The following is a 26,632-nucleotide window of genomic DNA, read 5'->3' as shown; positions in this document are numbered from 1 at the left end:
AAAAAATTCTATCTTTTCACCAACGCCCCGCCCAAGCACAGCCCCCTGCTCGCGCATGGATGCACCTACGGTGCCTCCACTCGCTCGCAGGAGCTTGGTTTTTTTGATAGAGACAATTGTGCAATTGATTTCATTGTTTACTTGGGGAGGCTCTGCCTCCCCAAACCCCACCGCCAAGGGCGTGATGCCCTTGGAACCCGCATCTACGTTTATGGTCCCGCAGAGCGGGAACATAAACGAAAATGGGGGTAAAGGGGAATCATTCCCCTTGCAGGGGGTATTGGGGGACAGCGTCCCCCAATGCAAATTAATAAAATTTCCTAACGCTACGTTACGCATTCGCCTTGTAACTTTTTCGTATTGAGACGCCATGAAAGACGAGACCCCTTGCCCCAAGTGTGATGCTGTGGAGAATTTGGCAGGCCGCAGCCAGATGACCCGGCTGGCCGATTTTTTGTTTGAGGCAGGTATGCTGCGGAAAACGCCGCGTTCCGGCTATCAATTTTTGGGGAGCGGCGCGGAAAACGTGGCAGAGCACAGTTTTCGCACAGCGTTAATCGGTATGGTGCTGGCCCGCATGGCAGGCATTGCCCCGGAGCGGGTGGTTATGCTGTGCCTTGTGCACGACTTTCATGAAGCGCGTACAGGCGACTTTAACTACGTGAACCGCATTTACAACACCAGCAATGGCACGCTGGCCATGCAGCACGCCACAGGCGGCACCGGGCTGGAAGACTTGCTCCTGCCCCTGTGGGAAGAGCAGGAAGACGGCGAAACGCAGGAAGCCCTGCTGGCAAAAGACGCCGACCAGCTTGACCTTATTGCCAACCTGGTGGAAGAAAATGCCCTGGGTAACAAGTATGCTGCCAAATGGCTGGAGGCTGCCGTGCAGCGCCTGCGTACTGATGAAGGGAAACAGCTTGCGGGGGCCATTACCAGCACCGACCACACCGACTGGTGGTTCAAAGGGCCAGACCCGGCATGGTGGGCACGCAAGGCCCCGGAAAAGTAAGCGGTAATCTCAGGGGTTCCACGGGGAATATCTTTTTATGGCATTTAATCAATGCTTAAAGGGCTAATTTGTGCGCAACGTATGGAGAAAGCCACACAAAAAAACACCGCTGTTGCCTAAAAAGCATTACGCGGTGTTTTTTTATGGAAAAGAGAGCGTTGTCTCACTGTATAATGGGAGTTCGCTGCCTGCCGCATGGCTTTCTTGGCGGCAGAACAAGGAACTTATTTTAGGAACGTGACTTGCCCGCTTTCAAGGTCGTACATGGCGCCAACAACCTCTAGTTTGCCCGCTTCAAGGCGTGCTTTCAATTCAGGATTTTTCTTTAATTTGGCTACCATCAGTTCCACGTTTTTTTGTGTGGCCGCTTCCTGTAGTTTGCTTCCTGCCAAATCAGGATGGCTTTTTTTGGTGGCCTGTACAGCCGGGGTGATTTCATGGGCAATGGCGGCAATATTGTCACTTACTTTACCGCCACCAATGGTGGCTTCCACAGCGCCACATGCATTATGGCCCATAACAATAATGAGAGGTACTTGAAACGTTTGTGAAAATTCAATGCTGCCAGTAATGGTAGGCACCAGCACGTTGCCTGCAACACGCAAAACAAACAGTTCGCCAAGGCCTCTGTCAAAAAGTTGTTCGGGTGCGGTGCGTGAGTCGGCGCAGGAAAGAATGGTGGCAAACGGGTGTTGCCCGTTTTTGAACAAATTTGTGCGGCGGGCTTGGCTTAAGTCGTTTGCTATTTGTTTATTGGCCACAAAACGCATGTTGCCTTCTACCAGCAATTGTTTTGCCTGTGCAGGTGTAAGGGTAGAACCTGCTGGCGCTACAGTGGTAGCGGATGCAGTGAGAGCAAAGCTCATGCTGGCACAGAGAACAAAGGCACTGAAAAGTCGTTTCATACATGTCTCCACCGTTTAAAAGATGTTGTTGAGATGTTGTTCGCTATAGTATTAAAACATTATGTGATTATAATATATTTTTGTGGATAATAAAAGTATAAATGTACAATGCGTCTTTGAAGAAAAATTGATGGTTCAATAATGGGGACAATGTGTCACATCATACGCGGTGCAACGACAGGACGAGACCAGTGCACAATGGTTTCAATAGACGCTGCGTGTATGTGGCGTTCTTCCCCCAGAGTACATTCCAGGGCGGAATTGCTTGAGAGTTTGCTTGTGCAATGTTCTAGCTGAGCAGTTGCAACACCCACACCACAGGTGGCGCAAAGGCGGCTGTAAAAATACCGGCAAGAATCATGGCCAGCCCTGCCATGGCCCCTTGTTCTTCCCCTTCCATAAGGGCAACGGCTGTGCCCTGGGCGTGGGAAACAGTGCCAAGGGCAAGGCCGCGGCCCAAGGGGTTTGCTACCCCCACGCGGGTGAGGAACCAACTGCCCACCAAAGAACCAAAGGTGCCCGTGGCCACCACAAATGCGGCTGCCAGTGGGGGTATGCCGCCGTACATGCCAGTAATTTCAATGGCAAATGGAATGGAAACGCCCTTTACCATAATGGACATGACCACGTCGTGGGGCAGGCCGCCCCATTGGGCAATAAGCGCTGCGGAAAACATGGCCAGCAAGGCCCCACCAGCAACGCACATGGCAATGCACCCGGCCTGCTGGCGCAGCAGCTTGCGGTAACGGTACAAGGGTAAGCCAAGGCCCACGGTGGCGGGCCCGAGCAATATGGTCATAATGTCTTTGGCAGGTTCATACTGCTCGCATGTAATGCCGCAGGCCAAAAGCACTGCAATAATAATGGCAGCACTGACGGCTACAATGTTGAACAGCGGGTTGTTTTTGCTGCGCACATATAAAAACCGCACCAGGGCGTACACGCCAAGGGTAAAGGCAATATAGAAAAACAGGGTTAATTGCTGCATCTGTCTTTCCTTTTTTGCAAATACTGGGCAAGCCGTCCCACAAGGGCCAGGGGCAGCAGGGCACTTACTACAATGGCAGCCAGCAGCACCCAGCCGTACTGGTAAAACACTTCACCCCAGTTCATAAGGGCCACGGCCACAGGCACAAAAAAGAACACCAGGTGCTTGAGGAAAAACGTGGCAGCCTCGTTCACATGATGTTCCTTAATAACCCCTGAAAGCAGCAGGCAAAACAGCACAAGTATGCCAAGGACGTTGGCGGGCACAGGAATGCCAGTGACGCGCACCACCCACAGGCTGCCCTGGTAAATGGCAAACAGCAATGCGGTTTGCCATAGTATGCGGATAAATTTGTTCACTGTGGTCGTTCCTGTTGAAGGGATGTGGCAAATGGCGCAGGCAGTGTGGCCTGTGCGCACAAGGTGCATAGCACACCCTTGCAGGAAGTTCCAGAAAAGGCGCGTGGCAATATAAAAAATGCAGTGCCTTGCCCTGGAGGGGTTGCCTAACCCTGGAACAGGAGCCCCCACAGCAGCTGCTATCAAAGAAAGAGGCGCGTGAAGGGTGAAGTATTATGACCGGATATCAGGCTGGTTGTAGTGGTTGTGCATAAATTTTGCGTAATGCCGGTCAAAGGTATCAATGTGAGGCAGCCAATGTACTTTAAAATAGGTCAAAAGGTCGTTGGGGTCCCCTGTTCGTTTGTTTTTAACGAGCAGCGTGTGCAATTCATCGCGCACTTTTTTATGCGCCTCAATGTGATTCTTAATATAAGTGTAATTGATAAGTTCCAGTATCTCTTCTTCCACCGTAAAGTGGATGCTTGCCAGCACTTCAAACGCTTCAATGGTTGAAAGTAGTAATTTTTGTGAGTGGCCCCTGTTCATACTGAAGTACAGGGAGTTAATGGTTGAAGTCATGCTGCAGTGCTGTTCATCCACAATGGGAACTCCAATTTTGGATTCCTTGGTGGGAATAATATAAAGGTTAAACATTGTGTCTCCTTTCGTTTTCTCGTTTATTTCATGCCGCACAAGAAATAGGCTCCCCAGCAAAGCATCATGGGTGCTTTGCTGGCCTCCAACTTCATCGGGATACGATAAAAATCGACATAGCTTACATAAAGCTATACCACATTCTATTGTAAATTGGAATAACGCAAAGGCGTAATGGCACTTTTTGAAATAGTCATTGTTTAAGACTGTGCGGGGAGCAGGCAATGCGTTAATGTGTATTGATTTGCGGTTATCAAAAAGCCCCCGTTGGCGTGTCAACGCTACGGGGGCTTGCTGCCTGTGGCTTTGCAGCCAATATTGTCTCAATGGCGGCTCAGCAGTTCCCAGGCTTGCCCCTGGAGTGGTAAAGACTATTGCAAAATAATCTTTACGCGGCTTCCCACAGGGAGGACGGTTCAAAAAGCACGCAAAACGCAGTTTTGCATTGGTCTTGGTTGTGCAAAAGGCTGTTAACGGCGCACGCGGGCGGAACCGTCAGCCCCGCGCAACAGGCGAATTCTGTCGCCCACACGCATGCCGCGTTCTTCTTCACCGCGTTCTTGCACCACAGAAAGGGTGGCACCATCGTCCAGCTTTACGGTAATTTCCACACCGTCGGTGGTGCGCACGCGGCTTTCAATGGCATGGCCTGCCGCAGCGCCAACGGCTGCGCCGCCAAGAACACCCAAAACACGGCCACGGCCGCCGCCAATGGTGCTGCCTGCCACACCGCCGGCAATGGCCCCTGCCCCAGCCCCCAGGCCGGAAGCATTATCCTGAATGGTGGCGTTGTTCAGGGCAGTAATGGTACCCATTTGTACTGTTTGAGTGGTGCGGGCCTGGCCGGAAGAAAAGGTGCTGCCTGTTTGTGAGGCGCAACCAGCAAAGGCCAGGGAAGCAATAAGTAACAGCGCGGTGCTTGATTTTTTCATAATGTTCATGGAGAACTCCTTCATATAGCGTCTGGGGAAAGGTGTATCCGGTAAAATCTGCATGCATAGTATGCTAAGAAATCCATCTTTTGGCAACTTGTTCTTTGGTTTTTTTTTGTAAGAATGATGGTTTGTCTGGCCTAGGCTATATACCATGAGCCGTTTTGTCCCATGTGGCTTTCGCTTAACAGGTGAGGCGTATGAAAAATATGGCATTGTGCCCGTTGCTTTGAGTGAAGTAGCTTGACAGTGTGTATGTATTATTTTATTGAATTTATTATTGTAAAAAATCCGTTGATGCCATGAATTTCAAAAAATTCTGTGGTGTTCCTTGTGTCATGGCACATGTCTTTTGGGGGGCTGTTTTTTGCTGTCACTCCTGCATAATGGTCGCTCACCAGCGCCTGCCTCTCAAAAAAACTCGCGTTTTGCCAAACAAAAAGCTGAGCGTTTCAAAAACGTCATTTGATCAGTGGTCTCTCAATATCACATGGGCACACCCGTATTCACTGTTTCCTTAGGAATGGGTGAACAGCAGCACATAACCGGAATGCCCCGGCATTTCCTTAACTTTCTTCCTGTTGTGGAGTGTATTATGATGTCAGTCAACCGCCAGTTCTGGTGCCTGTGCACGGCTCTTCTGTTCTCTGCTTCCCTTGTGGCCCCTGCATTGGGGGCTGAAGGTGCCCCCCTGCCAGCGGTAACTTTTGCTGTGGTGCAAAAGCGTGCTGCTTCCCAGCCGTTGCAATATCTTGGGCGCATTGAATCCCCCAACTTTGTCCAGGTGCATACCCGCACGGAAGGGTTTGTGAAAACCCTGAACTTCAAGGAAGGGCAAATGGTCAAGGCAGGGGATGTGCTGTTTGAACTTGACCCTGCCGTGCACCAGTCTGCGGTGGACCAGGCCCAGGCCCAGGTGGCCAGTGCCCAGGCATCCCTTGCCCTTACCGAAGTGCTGTATGCCCGGTTAACCCCCCTGGCCCGCACACGCGCTGTGAGCCAAACCGATGCCGACCGCGCCCTGGCCGACCGTGACGTGGCCCGCGCTGCCCTGGCCCAGGCCGAAGCTGCCCTGCGTGCGCGCGAGCTGGAACTGAGCTTTACCCGCATTACCGCCCCCATTGCCGGGCGGGTGGGCACAACCGATATCAGCGTGGGCAGCTTTGTGAACGCAGCTTCCCCTGCCCTGATAGACATTGCCCAGCTTGACCCCATTCGTGTGGTTATTGCCGTGCGTGAACGCGACTTTATTTCTGCCACCCTGGGGGACGACAAGCTGCCCCTTGATTTGTTCGGGAAAGATTTTGCCCCGCAGCTTCGCCTTGCCAACGGGAAAATTTTCCCGGATCTTGGCAAGTTCGACTCCATTGGCAACCGCATTAACGAGCAAACTGGCACTGTGGAAGTGCGGGCACGCTTCCCCAACCCCAAAAGCCTGCTGCTGCCAGGTGGTGTGGTGGACGTAACCCTTACAGCCCAGGAACCGCCCACCTTGCCCGCAGTGCCTGCTGCTGCCCTGCAGCAAGACCTGGAAGGCTTTTTTGTGCTGCTGTTGGAGCAGGATGATACTGTGGCCGTGCGCCGGGTAACCCTTGGCCCGCAAATGGATCAGGAATTTATTGTCAGCACGGGTCTGGTTGCAGGCGACAAGGTAATTGTGGATGGCTTGCAACGAGTGCGCCCAGGTTCCCAGGTGCGCCCTGTGCCTGCAACTCCGGTAGCACAGTAAGGGGGCGGCAATGCTGCAATTTTTTATATCACGACCTAAATTCGCCATGGTTATTTCCTTGGTCATTACCCTTATTGGGGGGGTGGCCTTAAAGGTAATACCTGTGGAACAACTGCCAGATATTATTCCCCCCGTTATTAACGTAAGCGCCATGTACCCCGGTGCCAACGCGGTGGATGTAATTGAATCCGTTGCTGCGCCCATTGAAGCGGAAGTGAATGGTGTAGACAACATGCTGTACATGGAATCCACTAGTTCCAACAGCGGGGCGTACCAGCTTAACATTACATTTGCTGCCGGTACTGACCCGGACGTGGCCACCATGCAGGTGCAAAACCGGGTGGCCCAGGTGACTTCGCGCTTGCCTGTTGAGGTGGTTAATGAAGGGGTTTCTGTGCGCACGCGTTCCAGCAATATTTTGCTGGGGGTAAGTGTGTATTCCCCAGACTCCACCCGCGACCAGCTTTTTTTGAGTAACTATACCAGCATCCAGATAAGTGATGCCCTTATGCGTGTGCCCGGTGTTGGGGGTGTACACCTGTTTGGTGAACGCGACTACAGCATGCGCGTGTGGCTGGACCCAGCCCGCATGGATTCCCTTGATTTGACAGCCCAGGATATTGTTGCTGCGCTGCGCAACCAGAATATTCTGGCGGCAGCAGGGCAGGTGGGTTCCCCCCCCAACAACCCGGCCCAAAACCACACCCTGACCATTATGGCCCAGGGGCGGCTGCGCACAGCCGAAGAATTTGGCGATGTTATTTTGCGTTCCAGCCCCAACGGGGCGCTGGTACGCCTGCGCGATGTGGCCAGGGTGGAACTGGGCGCGCAGAACTATCAGGTGGATGCAGCCCTGAACAACATGTCTTCGCCATTTTTGGCTGTATTTCCTAGCCCCGGTGCCAACGCCCTGGAAGTTTCCCGTGCTATTCAGGCGGAAATGAAACGGTTGCAGGCAAGTTTTCCCTCTGGTGTGGCTTATGCCATTCAGTATGATGCTTCCAACTTTGTTTCCGCTACCATGGAAGAAATTGTTGGCTCCCTTGTGCTTACCCTTGTTGTGGTGCTTGGGGTAGTGTTTATCTTTTTGCAGAACGTGCGCGCCATTGCCATTGTTGGCGTGGTGGTTCCCGTTTCCCTTGTGGGCACGTTCATGTTCTTGCATGCCTTGGGCTACACGGCCAACACCTTGAGTTTGTTCGGCATTATTCTGGCCCTGACCATGGTGGTGGACGACGCCATTGTGGTGGTGGAAAACGTGGAACGGCTTATGACCGAAAACCCGGAAATGACCCCTGTGGAAGCGGCGCGCCGTTCCATGCAGGAAATTGCCGGCCCTGTTATTGCCACCACCCTGGTGCTGCTGGCGGTGTTTGTGCCTGTGGCGGCCCTGCCGGGCATTACGGGCACCATGTTCCGCCAGTTTGCCATTACTGTTTCTGCGGCCATGGTCCTTTCCAGCCTAGCGGCCCTTACCTTAAGCCCGGCCCTGTGTGCTGTGCTGCTTAAGCGCCGCCAGGGGGAAGCCAAGGGCTTTTTTGCTGGTTTCAACCGCGGGCTTGACCGTGTGCGCGACGGCTATGTGGCTTTGGCAGGCAAGGTAAGCAAGCGCCTTGCCCTTACCCTTTTGGGCATGGTTATTGCCACAGTAGGTGTGGTTATGGGCTTTAAAACCCTGCCCACAGGCTTTTTACCGGACGAAGACCAGGGCTACTTTTTTGTCAACGTGCAATTGCCGGACGGGGCCTCCTTAACGCGCACGGCGCGCATAACAGAGCAGGTGCGGCAAATTATTTCTGCCCAGGAAGGGGTGGAAGATGTGGTGCTGATTACAGGCGACAGCCTGCTTAACGCCACACCAGACACCAACATGGGCTTTGCCATTGTTATTTTGCACCCGTGGGGCCAGCGCCCGCATGTGCAAACAATTCTTAACCGCTTGCAACCAGAGCTGGCCTCCATTCCTTCTGCCCTGGTGGTAGCCATGAACCCCCCGGCCATTTTGGGCTTGGGCAATGCTTCCGGGTTCGACCTGCGCTTGCAGGCCCTTGGCGGGCAGAGTGTGCAGGAAATGGCTACGGTAAGCCGCTCCATTATTTTTGCCGCAAACCAGCACCCCATGCTCGCACGGGTGTTTACCACCTTCAGCGCTTCCGTGCCCCAGGTGGCCCTGGAAGTGGAGCGCGACCGTGCCGCCCTTATGGGTGTTCCGGTAAGTTCTATTTTTGCCACGCTGCAAATGGCCTTTGGGGGCTTTAGTGTAAACGACTTTAACGTGCATGGCCGGGTGTTCCGGGTTATGGTGCAAAACGATGCCCAGTTCCGCGAGCGAGCCCGGCAAATTGCCCAGTTAAAGGTGCGCAACAACCAGGGGGCCCTTGTGCGGCTGGATACCCTTGTGCGCGTATCCCCCACCGTGGGTGCACCGTTTATTCAGCAGTTTAACCAGTTCCCGGCTGTAAGCATTATGGGGTCACCGGCTCCTGGGGTCAGCTCCGGGCAGGCTTTGGCGGCTATGGAACAGGTGCTGCACGATAACTTACCGCAAGGTTATGGCTATGCCTGGAGTGGCATGTCCTTCCAGGAACAGCAGGTGGGCAACCAGGCCATGTTCATTTACCTGGCAGCCTGCATATTCGCCTATTTGTTCCTGGTGGCCCAGTATGAAAGCTGGACAATTCCTCTTTCCGTCATCTTTTCCGTGCTGTTTGCCATTGGGGGTGGGTTGCTGGGGCTTAAGCTTGCCGGGTTTGTAAACGACCTGTACGCCCAAATCGGCTTTATTCTGCTCATTGGCATAGCGGCGAAAAACGCCATTCTGATAGTGGAATTTTCCAAGGCCCGGCGGGAAGAAGGAGCCAGCATTGAACAGGCTGCTCTGGATGGGGCCAAAACGCGCTTCCGGGCTGTTATGATGACGGCTATTTCCTTCATCTTCGGGGTAATGCCGCTTATGCTTGCCAGCGGTGCCGGGGCTGCCAGCCGCCAGATTATAGGTACTTTGGTGTTCAGCGGCATGGCTGTAGCCACGGTGGTGGGCATTGTGTTTATTCCCGGTTTGTATAAGTGGTTGCAGACTATGGCGGAGAGGGTTTCCGGCCAATAGGGAAACGCTCAGTTATTCCGTTTGGCGGTGTTGCTTCACTTTTTTTGAAACAGTCGAGGACGGAAGAGTTGACTCGGCCCGTCCTGGGCCTCGGCCTTCGGCTCCCGCCCTTTGGGCGGTTCCCAATTCTGCTTTCCTGCGGAATTGTCAGCCCGCACTTCAAAAAAAACATCGCGCCTAGCCAAACGAAAAACTGAGCGTTTCCCAGGTGCTCTTAACTGAGCGTTTCCTTGGGGAACACTCAGTTGTTGAAACAAGACAAAAAACGGTTGCTGGCACGTGCCGGGAACCGTTTTTTGTCTGCAAGGCCTTATTCTGATTACTGCTGCAATGTGTTTTGCTATTTTGTAGCCATTGTATAACGGGTAATTCTTGCCGCGCTAAAACGCACCAGGGCATTCACCTCTGATTTTTTTCTGGCGCAATGCGCCCGTTTGGTGTATCGGGCTTTTGTTCCTGTTGTGTTTATGGTACCATCAGGAATGAAGAGATGACAGGGAGTCGTTCCATTCCAGCAGGCTGTTCTCTGGAATGGGAAGTGAAATAATAGAGGTGATTTGGTCTTTTTGCGCAGGCTCACCGCGCCAGGGAACTACCGTTACTTACCAGGAGAATATGCCTCATGGGCTTTCTTTCAGCCATTTACGACGCCACACTGGTGGCCAAGCTTGTGCTTCTGCTGCTGTTGTGTATGTCCATCAGCAGTTGGACTGTGATTATCAGCAAATTTTTCTCCCTGCGGGCGGCTTACCAAAAAGCCCTTGCCGGTTTGGTGCGCTTTACGGAAGCCCGCGACCTGCGTGAAGCGGTGCAGTCCCTTGGGGGCGACAGCGCTTCCCCTTTGTACCACGTGGCCCAGCAGGGTGTGGCGGAATTCAACCGCCTGAAAGAAGCCGGGAACTCTGGCGACGTGGTGGCAGACAACGTGCGCCGTGCTTTGCGCCAGGGGGTGAGTGAATCCATGAGCAAGCTCAACACGTCGCTTTCCTTCCTTGCCACGGCAGCCAACACAGCGCCGTTCATCGGGCTGTTTGGTACGGTGTGGGGCATCATGTTCTCGTTCCATGAAATTGGCGCGCAGGGCAGTGCTTCCCTTGCCACTGTGGCCCCCGGTATTTCCGAAGCCCTTATTGCCACGGCGGTGGGCCTGTTTGTGGCTATTCCCGCCACGGTGGGCTACAACATGTTTCTGGGGTCTTTGGCGAATATTGAATCTGAGATGGTAAACTTTGCCGGGGTTTTCCTGAACCGCGTGCAGCGTGAATTGAACGCCACCAATATTCAGCAGAATACCGCAAGGTAACACTATGGGTGCACAGCTAGGCAAAAAAGGCTTTGTGGCAGAAATTAACGTAACGCCGTTTGTAGACGTTATGCTGGTGCTGCTCATTATTTTCATGGTCACAGCCCCCATGATGACAGAAGGGCTGGAGGTAAACCTGCCGCAAACCCAGGCAGTGGACACACTGCCTACGGGCGACAATACCGTTATTTTAACGGTAAAGGCCGATGGTTCCCTGTTTTTGAACGATGTGCCCACCGGGGTGGAAACCCTGGGCACCCAGCTTGTGGCTGTGGTGAAAAACCAGAACAAAAGCCTGTTCCTGAACGCGGATAAAGACGTACCCTACGGTGTTGTAGTGGGTGTTATGGGCCGGGTAAAGGCAGCGGGCATTGAGCAGCTTGGCATTGTTGCGCAGCGTATTGATGACCTTGCACCAGACACCGCCGCCCCAGGGCAGGTACCCTTGCAACAGGGAAGGGGCAGGTAAGCCTGTGGGCCAAGACCGTTTTTCCAGCATGCTTTTTTCCATGTGCCTGCACTTGGGCATTGTTGCCCTGGTGCTGCTGTGGCCGTTGCCAGAGCCAAAGCTGAAAGACTTCAAGCCACCCCTTTCGGCTGGGCTTGTTACCCTTGGCAAGGCGGGCAAAATGACCCCCAACGCCAAGAAAATGGAACCCAAGGAAAGCCGGGCACCCGAAAAAACTGCTGTGCAAAAGCAGGAAGAAACCACCGCGCAAGAAGTACCCCCGCAGCCCACTGCCCTGGAAAACCCCCAGGCCGAGGTGCCCCAAAAGCCAGAGGTAAAACCCCTGGATAAAGTGGAACCACCCAAGCCGGAGCCGCCTAAAGTGGAACCTCCCAAAGAACCACCTGCTCCGCCGGAACCACCCACTCCAGACGTCAATGCGATAAAAGTACCCAAGGAAGATATCAAAAAACCGCCTCAGAAAAATGCCACGGCCCAGAAGCCTCCTGAAAAAGAGGTGAAAAAGCCGGAAGAGCCCAAAAAAGAAGCGGCAAAACCGGCGGAAACTAAAAAAGCCGAAGAGAAAAAGACAGACTCCAAAAAGGCTACACCGCCCAAGGCAGATGCCAAGAAAAAGTCCAGCGTAGCCGATGCCTTGAAAGGGCTTGAAAAAGAAGTGAAGAAAAGTGGCAGCGCCGATGGTGGCACCACCAAAAAAACCGGGAAAACCTCGGGCACCCTTTCCAGCGCCCTGGATGACCTGGGTACGGAAATTGGCGGCTCCGGTAACGACGCCGAAGGCACCGGCCCTGGTGGTTCTGGCGGCGACGGAGTGGGCAACCTTGGTCCCTATGAAGCCGTTATCGTGCAAAGTGTTATGCCAAACTGGCAGTTGCCCCCACGGGCAGACAGGCGCAGCCTGAGTGCTGTGGTGTATATTGTGGTAGAACCTGATGGCACCATTTCCCAGGCCCGGCTTGTGCAATCTTCCGGCGACAGGCTGTTTGACAGCACTCTTATGAGTGCCATTCGCCTGACTGGTGTATTGGATGAACCGCCGCCCAACGGGCGCGGGCTGGATGCCGACGTTATTTTTGAAACACCACGATGATGAATAGCGGGGCGTGTGCTGTAAGGGTACACGCCCCTTGTTGTGGTAACTGCTTACGCAAACGAGGAAAGAAGTATGCGGCGTTTGCAATGTGGGTGGCCTTGGGTCGTTTTTTGCTTTGTTTTTGTGTGTCTGCTTTTTTCTGCACCCATGGCCTTTGCCAAAGAAAAGGCGAAAACGGCAAAACCAAAGGCTGTTCTTACTCCGCAAATGCAGGAGGCTGTAAAGGCCTATGGCGACATTTTTGCCCAGCGGCTACGGCAGGAGTGGCGGCTCCCTCCCCGCGCAAACAGGCGCAAACTACAGGCTGTTGTCATGGTCGTTATTGCAAAAGACGGGCAGATAAAGGAGACAACACTTGTGGAGCCTTCAGGTGACCGATTGTTTGATAGCAGCTTAATGCACGCCCTCAAGCACGTTGGGGGGCTTCCCCCGACCCCGGGCAATAAAGAAGTAAACATTGCGACTGTTTTTGAATTATAGTCCTGTTTCCTGCGTAAACAACGAGTTACATACCGTTGCCAGCGCCACTATTTTTACACCACCTGTTGCCTTGCCGCCTGCTTTTGGGTACAAACACACATGAAGGGACGGCTTTTTTGCCGCTTCATTTCCTAACCATCTTCCATGAGGTGTCACACCTGCCATGAACATGCACAATTTGTCTAAACAGTGGCGCGGGCCAATGGCTGCCGTTGCCTTGCTTTGCTTACTTTTTACAGCCTCATTTGCTCAGGCAGCTGATGTTACAGCCCGTCTTGTGCAAGAGGGCCAAGGCTCCATGACCATTGCCCTGGGTGCCCCCAACGGTAACAGCAACATGGCTGGCGAAATGCAAAAGGCCATTTTGAATAACCTCAACATTGTTCCTTTCCTGAAAACGCTGGACAGCCGCAGCATTCCTGGCGGCGGGGTAACCACTGCCACGGGCGCTGGCACCAACTTTAACAGCTTTTTAATGGCCGGGGCCCAACTGGTGGTAGTTACCAACTGGGCGGGTGACGGGCAGGTGGAACTGCGCGTGTTTGACGCAGCCACAGGCGGCACCCTTATGGGTAACCGCTATGACGTAAGCGGCGACGATGGCGTAAACCGCATGGCAGACGTGTTCTGCGACGACTTGCTGCAAAGCATTATTGGCAAAAGCACTCTGTTCCGCTCCACCCTTGCCTTTGTGCGTTCCGGCGGGCAGCGGCAGCGTGATGTGTGGGCAGTAAAGGCCAATGGCCGTGGCCTGCGCCAGCTTACCAACATGAAAGGCGAAGCCCTTTCCCCTGCCTGGTCGTTTGATAACCGCTTTGTGGTATTTTCCCACCTGGACAAGCGTTCCCACGGCCTGGGCGTGCTGGATGTGAAATCCAAAACCACCCAGCGCATCAAGTTTGCTGGCAGCACCGTTATTGGACCTACTTTTTTCCCGGACAACCGCGTGGCTGTAAGTATGACAGACGGCCCCAACCCCAGCATTTTTATGCTGAGCAGCTCATTCCAGAAAATGGGCCGTATTGATGAAAGCGGTGCCATTGAAGTTTCTCCTTCCATTGACGCTTCCGGCTCCCTCATGGCCTTTACTTCCAGCCGCCAGGGTGGCCCCCAGATTTTCCTGAAAGACCTGCGTTCCGGCTCTGTGCGCCGTGTTAGCCAGAGCGGCTCTTATAACACCGACCCCAGCATTAGCCCGGACGGCACTTCTGTAGTGTTTGCCCGCATGGAAGGCGGCGGCCACCGCCTGTATGTGGCAGACCTGGTAACGGGGCAGGAACGTCAGGTTACATTTGGCCCTGGCAGCGATGAAGCACCGGAATTTTCTTCCGACGGGTACTTTATTGCCTTCATGTCCAACCGCAATGGCAAGCGTCAGCTGTTCCTGACTACCCGTGATGGGGCAACCCCACGCCTTATTCCCACAGGCACGGGGGATGCTATGTTTCCGGCCTGGAACCACATCAAGAACTAGGGGAAACGCTGATTTGTTCCGTTTGGCGGCGTTACTTCCTTTTTTTGTCGCGGGGCAGGACCGAAGAGTCCAGCACCCACTTCAAAAAAAGTTCGTGCCTTGCCAAACCAAACAACTGAGCGTTTCCCAAGTGTTCATTGCCTGGAAACACTGTTTTACTTGGCGATTCTCAGGAATGCACAAGGCAGGCCATGTAAGGCTTGCCTTGTGCGGGTAAAGCGCTCATAGTTTCTGTGCATGCGGTTTCCTGTTTGCAGGGGAATAGCGGAAAATAACGCCTTGTGGTATATTTTTTTGCGTAGATGCAAAGCGATTTTTTGACTGGATTGCCTGCATCGCCCTTGACAAATTTTGACGGAAAGATACCATGCATCCGTTCTGTAAATGCTTCCCCCCCTTATGGAATAAGGGGGTAGCGGTGAGTAGGGCAACATGCCTTGCTTCAGGCCATGTGCAGGGCACCTGCTTTGCCCATGGAGAGTAATGACATAGTACCGGCATGCTGTGCGGGTGGCCGCCATGCGTTCATTATTGGTAATTTCAAGGTGAAATTGCTTTTGTACAATTATACCACGCCTTAGGCGTGGCAAGGAGGAGAGGGTATGACAACTGTATTGCGCCGTGGGTTTATGGCGATGCTTGCATTAATGCTTCTGGCCAGCGTTGGTTGCGCCAAAAAAACGGGCGACGATGTGCCCGAAGGCGACGGCGAAGGCATTATGACCGAAGCTGAACGCCAGGCTGCTGCCCAAATCAGCAACGGCATTGTGTATTTTGAATTTGACCGCTTTGACCTGAAGCCTGAGTCCAAGACTCTGCTGACCCAAAAAGCCGAAGTTATCAAGCAGTTCCCTTCATTGCGTGTGCTGATTGAAGGCCACACCGACGAACGCGGCACTGAAGAATATAACCTTGCCCTGGGTGAACGCCGCGCCCGCGCTGCTTACGACTTCCTGGTGAACCTGGGCGTAAGCCCAAGCCAGCTTGAAATGGTAAGCTTTGGTAAGCTGCACCCGGCAGTGGAAGGCTCCGGCGAAGCTGTGTGGGCTAAAAACCGTCGCGACGAGTTCAAAGTTTCCAAGCCTCGTTAAGGTGATTGCCCTGCGGTAAGCAAGGCACATGCCCTCGTTGATACAAAGCCCCCTGGAGTACCAGGGGGCTTTTTGTTTTGCTTGTCGCTCTGCTTGGGTTCTTGCGGCGCAAGCGCCACACCATTTCTCTTTTCTTTTTATTCGTCTGCTCCGCTTGGGCAGGGGGGCCGCACAAGGGCCCCTCCGACCCAAGCGGAGCGGCAAACAAAACAAAAAACAACAGGCTGGCGCGGCGCTTGCGCCGCACGAACCTGCACCTCTTTCCTCAAAAAGACCTATTCCCCCTTCCCCCCCCCGCCGCTTGAACATCTTATCCAGCTCCGCTGCGCTAAACCGCAACACAATGGGTCTGCCATGGGGGCAGAACAGGGGGCTTTCCAGCGCCGCCCATTGGCGCAGCAATGTCGCGGCTTCATCTGCCGTCAATGCATCCCCGGCCTTAATAGCGCTATGGCAAGCCAGGGTATGGAAGCGGTGTTCCATGTTTTCCACAGTGTCTGCCAGCACAGCCCGCAAAAATGTGAATGCTTCCCCGCGTTTCAGGCAGGCAGGTATGCCCGTTACGCATAGTTGTGCATCCGTTTCCGGGGCAAAGCTGAAGCCAAAACGCTGCAAGTCTGCCTGTTTTTCATCAAAGCGGGCCTGTTCGGCGGGGTGCAGGGGCAGGCATTCTGCCATGGCCAGCAGGTGGCATTCCCCATTGCCTTCCGGGGTATGAATAGCGTGCAGCAGCACCAGTTCATGGGCTGCGTGCTGGTCCAGCAGCACCAGTTCTGCCCCTACCAGCAGAATGAGATACGTTTTGGCAAACTGCCCAAGGCACACCATGTTGCCCACAGTAATGGGGAAACCGGGGGCAGGAGTTTGCACCCCCAGGCCTTGCGTGCCTGGGTCAGCAATGCCCCCGCTGTTGGCAGCGTCTGCCTGTTGGGGCAGGCCGGGCAAAAACTGGGCTGGTGCATAGGCCACGGCCTGCGCTTCTGCTGCGGCCATACGCGCATACCCTGGGCCAGCATAAACGGGGGTATTCCTATGCAACTCGCTCAGGGGCAACTCGCTCAGGGGCAATCCGCTCAGGTCAGGGCTGGACGTGCTCATGGAAACATCGGGGTCATGCCCTGTATCTTCTTCATTCCCTTGGTCAAGGAATGCATCCTCCGCCGGGGGTGCCGTGCGTTGGGGAAATTCCATCAGGCGCGGGGAATCCATTGTACCCCAAAATCCTTTGGGATGGCTGGTGGTGGGGTGTTCTCCCGGTTGCCCGCCTGTGTGTTCAGTGGCGTTTTGGTGATTTTCTGTATGGGAAGTTTGGCGGGGCGTTTCACTATACAGGGGGGGAAAGGGGGATGCCTGGGTGGTTTCCCCAACAAATACCGGGGCCGCTTCTTGCATGGCACTTTCTAAAGCCCGCAGCGTGGCGGAGAATATTTGGCGCTCGTCCCGAAAACGCACTTCACTTTTGGCAGGGTGAACGTTTACGTCCACTTCTGCCGGGTCCAGCTCTACAAAAAGGGCCGCCTGGGGGTATTCCCGGCTGGTAAGCCTGCCTTTATAGGCTTCCCGCACGGCCCGAAGCAGTAATTTGTCTTGCACGGGCCTGCCGTTTACATACAGCAAAATGCGGTCGCCCCTGGCCTGATAGCTGTGGGGCAGGGAGGCAAGACCAAACACGCGCACGTCGTTGCGGGTGCCTTCCACAGGTACAAGGCCTTCCAGCACTGTGGGGGGCCATACCTGGGCAAGGCGCGCGGCAAGGCCTGCGTCGGCAGGCAGCACCATCATTTCACGCCCCCCGGCGTACAGGGCAAAGCGTACGTGTGGCCGGGCCAGGGCAAGGCGCAGCAGCACTTCCTGGCAGCGTTTCAGTTCCGTTGCCGGGGTTTTCAAGAATTTCAGGCGGGCAGGCACGTTGGCAAACAGGTCGCGTACTTCCACCAGGGTGCCCTGGTTCAGCACGGCTGGCCCTTCCCCTGCCACCACCCCAAAGCTGGCTTCCAGAAAAGCGCCATTGCCCTGTTCCTGGGCACTTTCCACCCGCACGCAGGAAACGGAAAGAATGCTTGGCAGGGCCTCGCCCCGGAAGCCATAGCTGGCCACATGCAGCAAATCTTCAAAGCAGGTCAGCTTGCTGGTGGCATGGCGCGTTACTGCAAGGCGCAAATCTTCGGCAGGCATGCCGCGGCCATTGTCACGCACGGCCAAAAGCCGCTGGCCACCGTCTTCAATGGTCACTTCAATGCTGGTGGCACCAGCGTCAAGGCTGTTTTCTACCAGTTCTTTCAGCACACTGGCGGGGCGTTCCACCACTTCCCCGGCGGCAATCTGGTTGCGTAACACCGGGGGAAGCAGGGCAATTCTGGGGGGGGGAGATATGGGCATGGGATACCTAAGAAAACGCTGATTTATTCCGTTTGGCGGCGTTGCTTCGCTTTTTTTGAAACAGTCAAGGAAGGAAGAGTCCACTCTTGCTTCAAAAAAAGCTCTCGCCTTGCCAAACGAAATAACTGCGCGTTTTCGAATTGCTATTTAATCAGTCTTTCCCTAATTCAAGATGTAACGCATGGGGTTAACCGGCACATTACCGATACGCACCTCATAGTGCAAATGTGGGCCAGTGCTGCGGCCGGAAGAACCCATGTGGGCAATAACGTCGCCGCGCTGTATAGTCTGGTTTTCCTTCACCAACGACTTGCGCAGGTGGGCAAACCGGGTGGTAATGTTGTTGCCGTGGTCCAGTACCACCACAAGGCCGTAAGCTCCGTCCGCACCCACAAAGGTAATTACCCCGTTGGCTGGGGCAATAATGTTGGTGCCGGGCCTGTTGGAAATATCTATGCCCGCATGCAACTGGCTGCGCCCGGTAAAGGGCGAGCGGCGGTAGCCAAAGCCAGAGCTTAAAAAGCCCTCCGCAGGCCAAATGGAAGGGGTGGAGGTAAGCATGTCTTTGTTGCTTCTGAAGGCCAGAATGAGCTTTTGCTGGTCCACTTCTTCAAGGTACACCTGGGCGGCAAGTTCGTCCACCAAGCTGTGCATGTGGCGGGAAAACAGCTCCCGGTGCATGGAAAGCAGTTCCGGGTTATGCAAGGGGGAGGAAGGTGAGGCCTCTTCATCCTTGGTACTTTCCTGGTCAATACCAATATTGGTAAGCACGCGCAGCTTTGCGTCAAAGCGCTGCACCCGGGTCACATCGCTTTCCAGTGCTTCCAGCTTGCCAGCCAGGGCAAGCATTTGGCTGTCATGGTCCTGAATGGTTTTGCGGGCTTGCAGCAGTTCCTGTTCAAGCTGGTTGGCGTTGTTGTAATAGCCCCACAGAAAAAAGTTTGCCCCGGCAAGGGCCACAAGCAGAAGGAGCAGGGCCAGGCTTAACCAGCCCCGCAGCTTGAGGTTGCGCATGCCGCCTTCGCGGTCTTTGAAAATAACAATATGGTAATTTTTAAACATGCTGGCCTTAGGGTAACAGTGTGCCGTGCAAAAACGTGGAACAGAACACTGATGCAATGAAATTGCAGCAACAGAAAGAGCACTTCTGCTTCTGTATGTTGCAGTATTGCGCTGCAAAAAAAAGTTGCAACACGTGGAAGAAATATGAGAGGTTCTTCCATGCCCCTTCCTGCTCTTGACTGCTTCCGGGGAAAGAACAGAGTAAAATTACCGTTACTCAACACATTCTGTCAAGAAAGGCTCTGCACCAGTGCCATATCATTTTGCAATTGCTCGGTGGATGCAACATGAGCACCTGCGAAGCGTTTCGTTTTATTGTATGATAACAATGTGTTATATGAAGCACCCCATGCGCTGTATGGCAAATGGATATAAATTCAAAGTGAAACTGCACTATTGCTTGCCCCCTTCCTGCCATGCACACACAAAACAATTCTGGTATACCTTTTTCTCCTGTAAAGCAGTGGCATATTTCAGGGCGCACTGTGGCGGCCCCTTCCTGGGTTATGCCGGGTTCGGTGCTGGAAAACTGCCAGGTGCTGGCTCCTTTGGCTGATGAAGTGGGTATTCTTTTTTTTGAAACGGAAGCCAGCCTTGCAGCGGGTGCGGCAGAATTGCCCCCTGAACTGGCTGCCTTCCCGCTTTCGTACCATGTGCATTTACCGGTAGATTTACCCATGCACCAGCCGGAAAAAGCAGCCACCATTGCCGCCACCCTTGTACAGAAACTGGCGTTTTTGGGAGTGCAGCGGGCCGTTGTGCACCCCCCCGCCGGGAAAGATGCCCCCAGGTTGGTGCAGCGTTTTGTGCAGGCCTTTGTTGCTTGCTGCCAGGGCGTTACGCTGCTGTGGGAGAATACAAAGGAAAACAGCCTGTTGGAAATTTCTCCGGTGCTGTTGGCCCTGAACCAGCGAATTTGCCTTGATATTGGCCACCTCCTGGCCTATGAACAAGAGAACCTGCTCCTGGCACCTGCTTTGCTGGCCCAGGTGGACATGGTGCATATAAATGCCCCAGGGGAAGGTGGGCAGCGCAGCCGCCACGCCTGCCTGAGCACGTTGACCCCGGCCCAGGAGGCAGTGGCCAAGGCCGCCCTTGTGGCATCCCCGCCCCAGGCCGTGCTGATGTTTGAATTGTTCCGGTGGCAGGAAGTGGAAAAATCTGTTCCCTTGGTACGCCAGTGGCTAAATTCTGCCTCGTAACCACATGGCAGCGTTTCCTAAAAGGCATTAAGTTTTGGGGTGAACGCCCGTATACACTCATAGTGGTACACACAAGCGCCCGGCATAGGCGCAGGAAAACAGGATAAGGGTTCTATGGCTTATTTTCGGCAAATACCCAAGCTACAGCGGCTGTTGCAATTGTTCTTTCGCGATGAACGCTGGCTTATTCTCATTAATGCCGACCCGGACGCCATGAGCTCTGCCCTGGCCTTGAAGCGCATTTTGACCCGCCGGGTGAAGGAAGTGCACATAGCCAAGGTAAACCCCATTACCCGGCCAGACAACCTGGCCCTGGTGCGCTACACCCACATGCATATGCTGGAGTATGAGCCAAGCATGCGGGACCGCTTCCAGCGGTTTGCCATTGTCGACTCCCAACCCCACCACCACCCTTCCTTTGCCGACATTCCTTTTTCCATTATTATAGACCACCACCCATTGCCGGAAACACCTTACGACGCCCCTTATGTGGAAATTAAGCCTGATTACGGGGCAACCGCTACCCTCATGACAGAATACCTGTATGCCCTGGACATGCGCCCCGGAAAGCTGCTGGCCACGGCCCTGCAATTTGGTATTAAAACAGACACGGCAAACTTTGAACGTCATTTTTGTGATGTGGACATGCGGGCTTATCATTACCTGAACCGTTTTGCAGACCATTCCCTGCTTTCACGTATTGGCCGCAGCGAATTTCACAGCCATTGGCTGGAATTTTTTGCCAAGGCCTGCACCAATATGTATTCCCTGGGTTCAGGGCAGTATGTCTATATTGGGGAAGTGGAAAACTCGGATATTCTTGTGGTTATTGCCGACTTTTTCATGCGTGTGTACGAAATTCGGTGGGTTGCCGTGGCAGGCCTGTTCCAAGGGGACCTTGTGGTGGTGTTCCGCAGCGATGGCGTGAGCAAAGATGTGGGCGCTCTGGCTTCGGAACGCTTCGGTGACATTGGCTCTGCCGGGGGGCATAAGGTTATGGCCAGGGCAGAAGTACCTGCCGCCGCCTTGCCGGAAAAAGGGGATATTGAACTGTTTGTGTGGCAGCGGCTTTCCCATGGCAGACAAAAAGTTCGTCCTAAGACTGCCCCTGAGACCGTGGGGCATGCTTCCTTGCCGGATGAGTTGATGGACGATATGGCGGATTAAGAATGTCATTTCGTGATGTGACAGCACCCATGGCCCACTTGTTTGTGGGGCATGGGTACTTTTTTTGGCTGTCTGCGGTGTACTTGTTTAGCAGGGGAGAGTATTACTCTAGGCAAACGCTCTGAAACGGTGCAGGCCACTGTGGGGCAAGGGTGTGGCGGGTGCCTTCCGGCAGGCGCAGGGCAAAGGCGTGCAGCAGCAAGTGGCTGAAGGCCGGGCCGCCGTATTTTTTGTCTCCCACAATGGGGGTGCCCATATGGGCCAGTTGGGCCCGAATTTGGTGGTGCTTTCCGGTAATGAGTTCAATGTACAGCAGTGTTGCTGTATCAAGGCCTGTGCCGCGCAGGGCAACCTTGTGCCACTTGCACGGCGGGTGCTGGGCTGGGCGCACCACCAGGGCGGCAAGTTTGTTTTGGGCAATGTGGTGTAGCAAGGCTGCCCGGCTTTCCTCCTCTTCCTCGTCATTCCAGGGGCGTATTTCCCCTGTCTCAACGCACACCATGCGCTCCTGCCCATGGGCCAGGGTGCGCTTTTCCAGTGTGTGCAAAAGGAGTTGCGGTGTTGCATGGGGCCATTGCCCTGCCACCACGGCCACGTATTCCTTACACAAGGTGTTGCCCGCAGCAAAGGCCGCACTGAAGCGCTGTGCGCCTTGCTGGGCGGTTGCCACCAGCAGCAGGCCGGAAACGGGCTTATCCAGCCTGTGTACTGGGGCAGGAATGAAGGCCTGGTTGCCAAATGCTGCCTGCAGGCGGCTGGTAACGCTTTGGGTTTGCTTCGTGCCGGGCTGCACGGCCAGGCCTGCCGGTTTTGCCAGCAGCAAATAATCTTCCCCCACAGCCGTAATGGGCAAATCCGCTCCAAGCAATTGTGGCCCCACGGTGTAGGGCTGGGCCACGCCATGGTTGCCATTATGCTGCCCTGCTGTTTCTGCACCCGCGCTTTTCCTGCCTGCTTTGGGCGTGCTTTGGCTGGTGTCGGGCGGTGTTGCTGCTTCTTCCCCCAACTGCCGTGCCACGGCAAAGGGGGGCAGGCGCACGGCGTCGCCCTGTTCCAATAGGCTGAATGGCTGGCAGCGTTTGCCGTTAATGCGTACCTGCCCTGTGCGAATCCACTTGTGCAACGCCCCTGTGGGGGGGGCTTCCTCCAGCCGCCGTTCCAGAAAGCGCAACAGCTTCATGCCTGCTTCGGCAGCCGTAACCACCAATGGGGTGGTGCGTTGGGCTGCGGGTTCTTGGGCCATGGGCTCAGAATGTGTGGTGTGGGACGTGCTTGGCATGGTGGGGTGCTTATTTTGGGTAGGACAAATGGAGATTGTGTGTGGTAAGGGGGCTGAATAAGGAATAGAGGCGATTTGAAGAAAAGACAAGGCCCGCCAGAGGCGGGCCTTGTGAAAAAAGCGAGTAACGCAGCAAAACGGAATAACTGAGTGTTTTCTAGTACTCAGCGTCCTGGTCGTTAAACGTCTTGTCCGGCTGGGTCTTGGAATCTGTTTTGGTCAAATCCAGCGGGAAGAGCTGCACAATGGTTTTACGTGCGTTCACGCCCAATGCCCCAGGGTGGGTATTGATAAGGGTCACCAGGTCAAGAATGCCGTCGTTGTTGGCGTCTGCCACGGCAAAGTCAACAATGGAGCCCTTGATGCGGCGTGTTTTCCAGCGCAGGTTCATGCCAATACCGTCCCAGAACAGGCTGTGAATTTCAGACTGCGGGAAGAAGCGGTAACGGTCAAATACTTTAGACGCAGTGGAAATGGGCTTGTTCACCAGCAGTTCAAACTTGCCGCTGCCTTCCAGGTCTATGGCCAGCATGCGCATGGGCACATAGAACATGTCTTTCAGGGTCACTGTTTCCCGGCCAAGGCCGGGCATGGCGTTTTCAATCAAAAAGCCTTTGGAAGTGCCGGAATAGCTTTCTTCCGTTTCTGCAATGCGGGAACCTTTGGCTGTGTACAGGCGCAGGTGTTCCTGCTCTGTCAGTGTCACAAGCTTGTTGCCGCCGTGTTCGTCAAAGCCGCCGGGCAGGTAGGTGAAGTTCAGCACGTTCACGGTTTCCGGCAGGTTCAGGCGGTTGCCAGGGGTAACGCCGCCGCTGGTTCTGCTCATTTCATAAATGCCGGGGCGGAACAGCTTGGGTGGCTGGGCCTGCTGGCCAAGCAGCACAGGCTGGAATGCCGGGGGCATGTTGACCACGTTCAGGAAGTACTTAACGTTCTTCGCTTTTTCAGTGAACTGCCCGCCAGCATAGGAGAAAATCATGGCCTGGGGCAGGGTGTCTTTGTCAATGGCGTTAACAATCAGTTCCGCACGGTTGCCGCTAATGGGCAGGGCACGAATGGAAAGAATGTCCAGCACCTTGGGCAGGGGCTGCTGGCCTGCGGGCTTCAACTGGCCGCCTTCAAAATGGAAGGCATAGAGCATGGTGTCATCAAGAATGAACACTTCATTGCGGCCGTCGCCGTCGGCGTCAACCACTTCCATGCCTGTGGCTGCAAAAGGCAGTGCCTGGGAACGCAGGCTGGTGTCGTCGCCAGCACCGCCGCCAGCGTAGCGGAAGTGCGGGTTCAGGTACACTTCTTTGGGGGTGGTTTCGTTAATAACCAGGTTGGGGTTCATCTGGTTAACGCGGCCAGTCGCATTGGGCTTGCTGGCAGTGGCCCCACCTGTGGGTTCAGCCTTGCGGTTGAACACTTCTTTATTAATGCGGTCGCTGGTGGTTTTAATGGCAGCCATAAACTGGTTGGCTTTTGCGTCGCTTGCATACTGCCATGTTTTGCCAGACTTGCTTTTTACGCGCACGTCCAGGCTACAATCCTGGTCCACTACGTTTACGGTTCCCCATACAACGTAATCTGCCCCGGCGGCCTTGCGTTTTGCTTCAGCGGTGGCTGCGTCCCGTACAGGGCTGCCTGCGGAAGCGTCTGCTCCGGCGGGTTCCACATTGTCTTTCCAGTACAGGCGGGAGGTAAGCATTTGTGGAACAGAGCGTTCCAGATAGGCGAACCCCTGGGGGCCTTCCACTGCAAAGGGCAGCACGATAAATGTTGCTTTTTCAGCGGCAATTGCCTGGGCTGCACACAGCAGCATAAGCATAAAGAGGCCAAGGCTGGTGCGAATAATTCGCTTCATACTTCCTCGCTTTGGTGGGTGGAAAAATGTTGCCAGGTTTCCATAATGAAGTCTGGCTGAACAAGGCAACCGATTGAAACAGGTACTAGGGAAATACTGATTGGTGTTTCCCTGGGTCTTTTTACGGGGTAAAAAGACCTTAATCCACGAATAAGGATAATTTATTTCTCCTGTTAAATAAGTGGATTATGTGTCTTCCCCAAGCAGGTGGGTTCCACCAGTTTGGGTATGGATCTGATTAATGCCACGTAATCTGCGCTTGCGTAAAGTGCACTCTGTGCGCACAGCCGCAAGCTGAAAACTCTTTCTTGCGGAAGATACGGCATGAGTATATCGTTATTTTTTGACTGTTGCAACCGAACTTCCATCGTCATTGCTGTCCGGCTGGCAAGCTGGGAAGCAGTGGCACAATTTTGCTAGCAAAATTATGCCGCGTAGCGTGTCGTTTGCTCTTACAACCACCTCTTCTTGTCTCGCTTTTTAATTGCAATACCTAGCAGAGAACAAAAAGATAGCCGGATACAATTTTTTTGTCGTATGAATAAAATGCCCTTACGCTCATTTCGCTTTGTGTGCAAGCCATGCCACAGGGAACTTGTGGAAAATTTACTCCACGCCCAGGGCTTCCGGTTTGAACCGGAGCCATTTTCTTCCCTGGCGTATAAACTTTTGCATGAACCTTTTCCCCTGGGTGGCAGCCTTGCTGCGCGCTTTGGCTACATTTACATTCAAGACCGTTCTTCCATGCTGCCCCCCCTTGCCCTTGCGCCGCATACCGGGGCGGCCTGCCTTGATATGTGCGCCAGCCCCGGCAGCAAAACCGGGCTTACGGCCCAGCTTGTAGGGGCACAGGGGTTTGTGCTGGGGAACGAACCTTCCCGCAGCCGCCTTGCCACCCTGCGCCATAACCTGTGTGCCCTGAACCTTGTGCAGTGTGCCACCACTTCCTATAGCGCAGTGGAGTTGCCCATGCCCCCTGGCGGGGCTGGCTGGCAGTATATTGTGCTGGACCCCCCGTGCAGTGGCTGGGGCACGGTGGAAAAGAACCCCAATGTGACGGCCCTGTGGCAAGGGGACAAGGTAAAGCCCCTTATTGCCCTGCAACGGGCCTTGCTACAGCGGGCTTTTGCCCTGCTGGCCCCTGGCGGGCGGGTGGTGTATTCCACCTGTACTACCAATGTGGAAGAAAATGAGGCCCAGCTTGCCTTTGCCGTGCAGGAACTGGGTTTTACCTTTGTGCCCCTGCAAGCCCCCCCGGGCTTTTCTTTTGCCGCGCCAGAGCTGCCCCAGTTTGAAGGCGTGCTGCGTGTGCCCACCAGCCAGGAAGAGCAGGGCTTTTTTGTGGCCCTGCTGGAAAAGCCTTTGAACGCGCCTGTGGCTAGCCTGCCTGTGCAGGCTTCTCTTGTAATGGGTGAAGATGCTGTGCAAGAGGACGTTACTGCTTGGAGCAGCGCCCAGCGCCGTGCCCAGGCCCGTGGTAAATTTGGCAAGGGATACAACAACGGTGCAGGCGGAAAAAGTTTGGGGCAGAAGGCCCCAGCCCCCCGGCCCGAAGGGCAGGCCGTGCTGCGTGAAACGTTGCTCGGCCCTGGCACCAGCCTGGAAGGGCTGCCCCAGGGGCGCCTCGCTTTATATAATGACGTGGTGCATTTCCTGCCCCAGCAAACAGAAGCCCTTATTCCCCCTACCATGATCTGGAAAGGATTCCCCTTGGGGCGCTTTCATGGCGGCACTTTTGCCCCTGCCCCCAACTTGCGGGTGCTTATGCCGGAACTGGACGCCGCAGAACACCCCGGCAATACGGCGGTGTGCGTGGAAACGCCGGAAGAACTCACCCCCCTGTTTTCCGGCCAGGCACTGGCTGTAGGGAAACAGGCCAAAACAGCAGGGCTGTATTACAAGGGCCTGCCGCTGTGCCGGTTGCGGGTTAAGGGTGCACGCGCCATGCTCCCCCCTCTGTAGAGAAACGTGGATTTTTTCCGTTTGGCGGCGTTACTTGCTTTTTTTGACGCGGGGCAGGGCCAAAGAGCCCAGCACCCACCTCAAAAAAAGTTCGTGCCTAGCCAAACGAAAAAACTGCACGTTTCTCAAAGACAGCAGTACCGCTCTGCATTTAC

At 54.6% G+C, this 26,632-nt stretch carries 21 protein-coding genes and 1 pseudogene; 12 read left to right on the top strand and 10 right to left on the bottom strand.

Annotated features, from left to right (window positions below; translation table 11 throughout):
- Positions 1–372 (bottom strand): hypothetical protein (locus G497_RS20465; protein ID WP_027188152.1); only part of this gene is annotated, 372 nt, incomplete at its 3' end.
- On the opposite strand from G497_RS20465, the gene G497_RS0110795 reads away from it, so the two are divergent.
- A complete protein-coding gene (locus tag G497_RS0110795) occupies positions 371–1,012 on the top strand; it encodes an HD domain-containing protein (protein ID WP_034637591.1) in 642 nt (213 codons plus the stop codon). The two genes, G497_RS20465 and G497_RS0110795, sit on opposite strands and share 2 nt — an antisense overlap.
- Positions 1,013–1,236: 224 nt before the next feature.
- Here the strand turns inward: G497_RS0110795 and G497_RS0110790 are convergent, their stop codons facing one another.
- The 5 genes from G497_RS0110790 to G497_RS0110770 all read right to left on the bottom strand — a co-directional run bounded on the left by G497_RS0110790 (position 1,237) and on the right by G497_RS0110770 (position 4,841).
- Positions 1,237–1,917 carry a carbonic anhydrase gene (locus tag G497_RS0110790; protein WP_027188150.1) on the bottom strand — a complete coding sequence of 227 codons (681 nt, stop codon included), beginning with the start codon at positions 1,915–1,917 and terminating at the stop codon, positions 1,237–1,239.
- A gap of 289 nt (positions 1,918–2,206) precedes the next feature.
- Positions 2,207–2,905, bottom strand: a complete 699-nt coding sequence (locus G497_RS0110785) for an LrgB family protein (protein ID WP_027188149.1) — start codon at positions 2,903–2,905, stop codon at positions 2,207–2,209.
- Positions 2,893–3,333, bottom strand: a complete 441-nt coding sequence (locus G497_RS0110780) for a CidA/LrgA family protein (protein ID WP_245576380.1) — start codon at positions 3,331–3,333, stop codon at positions 2,893–2,895. The genes G497_RS0110785 and G497_RS0110780 overlap by 13 nt, the downstream gene beginning before the upstream one ends.
- A gap of 144 nt (positions 3,334–3,477) precedes the next feature.
- Positions 3,478–3,900: a bacteriohemerythrin gene (locus G497_RS0110775; RefSeq protein ID WP_027188147.1), complete on the bottom strand. Its 423-nt coding sequence runs from the start codon at positions 3,898–3,900 to the stop codon at positions 3,478–3,480.
- 470 nt (positions 3,901–4,370) lie between these two features.
- A complete protein-coding gene (locus G497_RS0110770) occupies positions 4,371–4,841 on the bottom strand; it encodes an outer membrane lipoprotein (RefSeq protein WP_245576379.1) in 471 nt (156 codons plus the stop codon).
- A gap of 586 nt (positions 4,842–5,427) precedes the next feature.
- Here G497_RS0110770 and G497_RS0110765 point away from each other — a divergent pair.
- The 8 genes from G497_RS0110765 to pal all read left to right on the top strand — a co-directional run bounded on the left by G497_RS0110765 (position 5,428) and on the right by pal (position 15,577).
- On the top strand, positions 5,428–6,561 hold the full coding sequence (locus tag G497_RS0110765) for an efflux RND transporter periplasmic adaptor subunit (protein ID WP_211228759.1): 1,134 nt from the start codon (positions 5,428–5,430) through the stop codon (positions 6,559–6,561).
- Positions 6,562–6,571: 10 nt separating this feature from the next.
- Entirely contained in the window at positions 6,572–9,667 is a 3,096-nt protein-coding gene (locus tag G497_RS0110760; protein ID WP_027188144.1) for an efflux RND transporter permease subunit, read from the top strand.
- Between the two features lie 622 nt (positions 9,668–10,289).
- Positions 10,290–10,970: a protein TolQ gene (gene tolQ / locus G497_RS0110755; protein WP_027188143.1), complete on the top strand. Its 681-nt coding sequence runs from the start codon at positions 10,290–10,292 to the stop codon at positions 10,968–10,970.
- Between the two features lie 4 nt (positions 10,971–10,974).
- Positions 10,975–11,439, top strand: a complete 465-nt coding sequence (locus tag G497_RS0110750; protein WP_027188142.1) for a biopolymer transporter ExbD — start codon at positions 10,975–10,977, stop codon at positions 11,437–11,439.
- Between the two features lie 4 nt (positions 11,440–11,443).
- A complete protein-coding gene (gene tolA, locus G497_RS0110745; protein WP_027188141.1) occupies positions 11,444–12,529 on the top strand; it encodes a cell envelope integrity protein TolA in 1,086 nt (361 codons plus the stop codon).
- Positions 12,530–12,679: 150 nt separating this feature from the next.
- A complete protein-coding gene (locus G497_RS0110740; RefSeq protein ID WP_169726997.1) occupies positions 12,680–13,012 on the top strand; it encodes an energy transducer TonB in 333 nt (110 codons plus the stop codon).
- A gap of 163 nt (positions 13,013–13,175) precedes the next feature.
- Entirely contained in the window at positions 13,176–14,486 is a 1,311-nt protein-coding gene (locus tag G497_RS0110735) for a PD40 domain-containing protein (protein WP_084516217.1), read from the top strand.
- Between the two features lie 602 nt (positions 14,487–15,088).
- Positions 15,089–15,577 (top strand): peptidoglycan-associated lipoprotein Pal, encoded by a 489-nt coding sequence (gene pal / locus G497_RS19880; protein ID WP_084516215.1) that lies wholly within the window; start codon positions 15,089–15,091, stop codon positions 15,575–15,577.
- Positions 15,578–16,012: 435 nt separating this feature from the next.
- Here pal and mutL read toward each other — a convergent pair.
- Both mutL and G497_RS0110720 read right to left on the bottom strand, forming a co-directional pair.
- A pseudogene (gene mutL, locus G497_RS17810) lies at positions 16,013–17,956 on the bottom strand (DNA mismatch repair endonuclease MutL); the annotation flags it as partial.
- Between the two features lie 162 nt (positions 17,957–18,118).
- Positions 18,119–19,018 carry a M23 family metallopeptidase gene (locus tag G497_RS0110720; RefSeq protein WP_027188137.1) on the bottom strand — a complete coding sequence of 300 codons (900 nt, stop codon included), beginning with the start codon at positions 19,016–19,018 and terminating at the stop codon, positions 18,119–18,121.
- A gap of 485 nt (positions 19,019–19,503) precedes the next feature.
- On the opposite strand from G497_RS0110720, the gene cbiR reads away from it, so the two are divergent.
- Positions 19,504–20,220 (top strand): cobamide remodeling phosphodiesterase CbiR, encoded by a 717-nt coding sequence (cbiR, locus tag G497_RS17805; protein ID WP_156908055.1) that lies wholly within the window; start codon positions 19,504–19,506, stop codon positions 20,218–20,220.
- A gap of 114 nt (positions 20,221–20,334) precedes the next feature.
- Entirely contained in the window at positions 20,335–21,387 is a 1,053-nt protein-coding gene (locus G497_RS17800; RefSeq protein ID WP_051258052.1) for a DHH family phosphoesterase, read from the top strand.
- Between the two features lie 103 nt (positions 21,388–21,490).
- On the opposite strand, the gene G497_RS0110705 is transcribed toward G497_RS17800, so the two are convergent.
- Together G497_RS0110705 and G497_RS0110700 are read right to left on the bottom strand one after the other, a co-directional pair.
- Positions 21,491–22,666 (bottom strand): RluA family pseudouridine synthase, encoded by a 1,176-nt coding sequence (locus G497_RS0110705; RefSeq protein WP_051258051.1) that lies wholly within the window; start codon positions 22,664–22,666, stop codon positions 21,491–21,493.
- Positions 22,667–22,823: 157 nt separating this feature from the next.
- The gene (locus tag G497_RS0110700) at positions 22,824–24,515 is read right to left on the bottom strand and encodes a VCBS repeat-containing protein (protein ID WP_027188135.1); all 1,692 of its coding nucleotides are present in this window, start codon (positions 24,513–24,515) and stop codon (positions 22,824–22,826) included.
- Positions 24,516–25,052: 537 nt separating this feature from the next.
- Between G497_RS0110700 and G497_RS0110695 the strand changes: the two genes are divergently transcribed.
- Entirely contained in the window at positions 25,053–26,477 is a 1,425-nt protein-coding gene (locus G497_RS0110695; protein WP_027188134.1) for an NOL1/NOP2/SUN domain family protein, read from the top strand.
- The last annotated feature ends 155 nt before the right edge of the window (positions 26,478–26,632 follow it).

It is taken from the genome of Desulfovibrio cuneatus DSM 11391 (assembly GCF_000430005.1).
Classification (GTDB): domain Bacteria; phylum Desulfobacterota; class Desulfovibrionia; order Desulfovibrionales; family Desulfovibrionaceae; genus Frigididesulfovibrio; species Frigididesulfovibrio cuneatus.
This window is presented reverse-complemented; position numbering and strand designations above follow the sequence as displayed.

Bases quoted from the DNA above. Each gene is read 5' to 3' on its own strand.
- G497_RS0110795 (WP_034637591.1), top strand. From the start codon at position 371: ATGAAAGACGAGACCCCTTGCCCCAAGTGTGATGCTGTGGAGAATTTG.
- G497_RS0110790 (WP_027188150.1), bottom strand. From the start codon at position 1,917: ATGAAACGACTTTTCAGTGCCTTTGTTCTCTGTGCCAGCATGAGCTTT.
- G497_RS0110785 (WP_027188149.1), bottom strand. From the start codon at position 2,905: ATGCAGCAATTAACCCTGTTTTTCTATATTGCCTTTACCCTTGGCGTG.
- G497_RS0110780 (WP_245576380.1), bottom strand. From the start codon at position 3,333: ATGCACCTTGTGCGCACAGGCCACACTGCCTGCGCCATTTGCCACATC.
- G497_RS0110775 (WP_027188147.1), bottom strand. From the start codon at position 3,900: ATGTTTAACCTTTATATTATTCCCACCAAGGAATCCAAAATTGGAGTT.
- G497_RS0110770 (WP_245576379.1), bottom strand. From the start codon at position 4,841: ATGAACATTATGAAAAAATCAAGCACCGCGCTGTTACTTATTGCTTCC.
- G497_RS0110765 (WP_211228759.1), top strand. From the start codon at position 5,428: ATGATGTCAGTCAACCGCCAGTTCTGGTGCCTGTGCACGGCTCTTCTG.
- G497_RS0110760 (WP_027188144.1), top strand. From the start codon at position 6,572: ATGCTGCAATTTTTTATATCACGACCTAAATTCGCCATGGTTATTTCC.
- tolQ (WP_027188143.1), top strand. From the start codon at position 10,290: ATGGGCTTTCTTTCAGCCATTTACGACGCCACACTGGTGGCCAAGCTT.
- G497_RS0110750 (WP_027188142.1), top strand. From the start codon at position 10,975: ATGGGTGCACAGCTAGGCAAAAAAGGCTTTGTGGCAGAAATTAACGTA.
- G497_RS0110740 (WP_169726997.1), top strand. From the start codon at position 12,680: ATGGCCTTTGCCAAAGAAAAGGCGAAAACGGCAAAACCAAAGGCTGTT.
- G497_RS0110735 (WP_084516217.1), top strand. From the start codon at position 13,176: ATGAACATGCACAATTTGTCTAAACAGTGGCGCGGGCCAATGGCTGCC.
- pal (WP_084516215.1), top strand. From the start codon at position 15,089: ATGACAACTGTATTGCGCCGTGGGTTTATGGCGATGCTTGCATTAATG.
- G497_RS0110720 (WP_027188137.1), bottom strand. From the start codon at position 19,018: ATGTTTAAAAATTACCATATTGTTATTTTCAAAGACCGCGAAGGCGGC.
- G497_RS17800 (WP_051258052.1), top strand. From the start codon at position 20,335: ATGGCTTATTTTCGGCAAATACCCAAGCTACAGCGGCTGTTGCAATTG.
- G497_RS0110705 (WP_051258051.1), bottom strand. From the start codon at position 22,666: ATGCCAAGCACGTCCCACACCACACATTCTGAGCCCATGGCCCAAGAA.
- G497_RS0110700 (WP_027188135.1), bottom strand. From the start codon at position 24,515: ATGAAGCGAATTATTCGCACCAGCCTTGGCCTCTTTATGCTTATGCTG.
- G497_RS0110695 (WP_027188134.1), top strand. From the start codon at position 25,053: ATGAATAAAATGCCCTTACGCTCATTTCGCTTTGTGTGCAAGCCATGC.